Source organism: Exiguobacterium sp. SH0S2 (assembly GCF_004337185.1).
In the GTDB taxonomy this organism is placed as follows: Bacteria; Bacillota; Bacilli; order Exiguobacteriales; family Exiguobacteriaceae; genus Exiguobacterium; species Exiguobacterium aurantiacum_A.
In genome coordinates this window covers 1-2,998 of sequence record NZ_SJVB01000012.1, presented here as the reverse complement: position 1 = coordinate 2,998, position 2,998 = coordinate 1, and the positions used below count along the sequence as shown (strand labels likewise).

At 54.3% G+C, this 2,998-nt stretch carries 1 rRNA gene; it reads left to right on the top strand.

Annotation, left to right across the window (positions count from 1 at the left end):
• The first annotated feature begins 81 nt into the window (after positions 1-81).
• Positions 82-2,995, top strand: a 23S ribosomal RNA gene (locus EVJ21_RS15115).
• The last annotated feature ends 3 nt before the right edge of the window (positions 2,996-2,998 follow it).

Below are 2,998 nucleotides of genomic sequence, written 5' to 3'. Positions count from 1 at the left end.
TTGAAAACTGAAGATTCATCAAGACATCAAACCAAGAAAAATATGCATGGTCCGTTCGGACCGTGTGTCTTAGAAACGCTAGATCAAGGTAGAAAGGGCGTACGGTGGATGCCTTGGCACTAGGAGCCGATGAAGGACGCGACGAACAGCGAAATGCTCTGGGGAGTGGTAAGTGCACTTTGATCCAGAGGTATCCGAATGGGGGAACCCACCGCCGGGAGACTGGCGGGACACCCGTGTGAATACATAGCACGGTGTGAGGCAAACCCGGGGAACTGAAACATCTAAGTACCCGGAGGAAGAGAAAGAAAATTCGATTCCCTGAGTAGCGGCGAGCGAAACGGGAACAGCCCAAACCAGGAAGCATGCTTCCTGGGGTTGTAGGACACTCTATACGGAGTTACAAAGGGATAGGATAGGTGAACGACCTGGAAAGGTCGGCCAGAGAAGGTGACGGCCCTGTAGCTGAAATCTTATCCCCTCCAGAGTGGATCCTGAGTACGGCGGGACACGTGAAACCCCGTCGGAATCCGGGAGGACCATCTCCCAAGGCTAAATACTTCCTAGTGACCGATAGTGAACCAGTACCGTGAGGGAAAGGTGAAAAGCACCCCGGAAGGGGAGTGAAATAGATCCTGAAACCGTATGCCTACAAGTAGTCAGAGCCCGTTAACGGGTGATGGCGTGCCTTTTGTAGAATGAACCGGCGAGTTACGATGGCGGGCAAGGTTAAGCTGATAAGGCGGAGCCGCAGCGAAAGCGAGTCTGAATAGGGCGCATCAGTCCGTCGTCGTAGACCCGAAACCAGGTGATCTACCCATGTCCAGGATGAAGGTCAGGTAACACTGACTGGAGGTCCGAACCCACGCACGTTGAAAAGTGCGGGGATGAGGTGTGGGTAGCGGTGAAATGCCAATCGAACCTGGAGATAGCTGGTTCTCCCCGAAATAGCTTTAGGGCTAGCCTCGAGGTGAAGAGTTCCGGAGGTAGAGCACTGATTGGACTAGGGGCCCCCACAGGGTTACCGAATTCAGTCAAACTCCGAATGCCGGCAACTTGTACTCGGGAGTCAGACTGCGAGTGATAAGATCCGTAGTCGAAAGGGAAACAGCCCAGACCATCAGCTAAGGTCCCAAAGTGTATGTTAAGTGGAAAAGGATGTGGCGTTGCACAGACAACTAGGATGTTGGCTTAGAAGCAGCCACCATTCAAAGAGTGCGTAATAGCTCACTAGTCGAGTGACGCCGCGCCGAAAATTTAACGGGGCTAAACATACCACCGAAGCTATGGATTCCGTAAGGAATGGTAGGGGAGCGTTCCAAGCAGCAGTGAAGCGGTATCGTGAGGAGCCGTGGAGCGCTTGGAAGTGAGAATGCCGGTGTGAGTAGCGAAAAGAGGGGTGAGAATCCCCTCCGTCGAAAGCCCAAGGTTTCCTGAGGAAGGCTCGTCCGCTCAGGGTTAGTCTGGACCTAAGCCGAGGCCGAAAGGCGTAGGCGATGGACAACAGGTTGATATTCCTGTACCGCCGTACCACCGTTTGAACGATGGGGGGACGCAGAAGGATAAGGTAACCGTGCGACTGGAAGTGCACGGACAAGCAGCGAGGCCGTCGGGTTGGCAAATCCGCCCGGCATACAAGGTTGAGCTGTGATGTGGAGCCCGTAGGGCGAAGTACCGGATTTCACGCTGCCAAGAAAAGCCTCTAGTAAGGAGGTCGGCGCCAGTACCGTAAACCGACACAGGTAGGCGAGATGAGAATTCTAAGACGCGCGGGATAACTCTCGTTAAGGAACTCGGCAAAATGGTCCCGTAACTTCGGGAGAAGGGACGCTTATGGCAACATAAGCCGCAGTGAATAGGCCCAAACGACTGTTTAGCAAAAACACAGGTCTCTGCTAAATCGCAAGATGAAGTATAGGGGCTGACGCCTGCCCGGTGCTGGAAGGTTAAGGGGATGTGTCATCGCAAGAGAAGCACTGAACCGAAGCCCCAGTAAACGGCGGCCGTAACTATAACGGTCCTAAGGTAGCGAAATTCCTTGTCGGGTAAGTTCCGACCCGCACGAAAGGCGTAACGATTTGGGCACTGTCTCAACGAGAGACCCGGTGAAATCATAGTACCTGTGAAGATGCAGGTTACCCGCGACAGGACGGAAAGACCCCATGGAGCTTTACTACAGCCTGATATTGAGGCTTTGTACGCGATGTACAGGATAGGTGGGAGTTTGTGAAGCCGGAGCGCCAGCTTCGGTGGAGACATCCTTGGGATACCACCCTTTGCGTATAGAGTCTCTAACTCGCAGCCGTGATCCGGCTGGAGGACCGTGTCAGGCGGGTAGTTTGACTGGGGCGGTCGCCTCCTAAACAGTAACGGAGGCGCCCAAAGGTTCCCTCAGAATGGTTGGAAATCATTCGTAGAGTGCAAAGGCAGAAGGGAGCTTGACTGCGAGACCTACAAGTCGAGCAGGGACGAAAGTCGGGCTTAGTGATCCGGTGGTTCCGCATGGAAGGGCCATCGCTCAACGGATAAAAGCTACCCTGGGGATAACAGGCTGATCTCCCCCAAGAGTCCACATCGACGGGGAGGTTTGGCACCTCGATGTCGGCTCATCGCATCCTGGGGCTGGAGTAGGTCCCAAGGGTTGGGCTGTTCGCCCATTAAAGCGGTACGCGAGCTGGGTTCAGAACGTCGTGAGACAGTTCGGTCCCTATCCGTCGTGGGCGCAGGAAATTTGAGGAGAGCTGTCCTTAGTACGAGAGGACCGGGATGGACGCACCGCTGGTGTACCAGTTGTTCCGCCAGGAGCATCGCTGGGTAGCTACGTGCGGACGGGATAAGTGCTGAAAGCATCTAAGCATGAAGCCCCCTCCGAGATGAGATTTCCCTTTGAGCAATCAAGAAAGACCCCTCAGAGACGATGAGGTAGATAGGTCATGGGTGGAAGCACGGCGACGTGTGGAGCTGAATGATACTAATCGGTCGAGGCTTTGATCTAGAA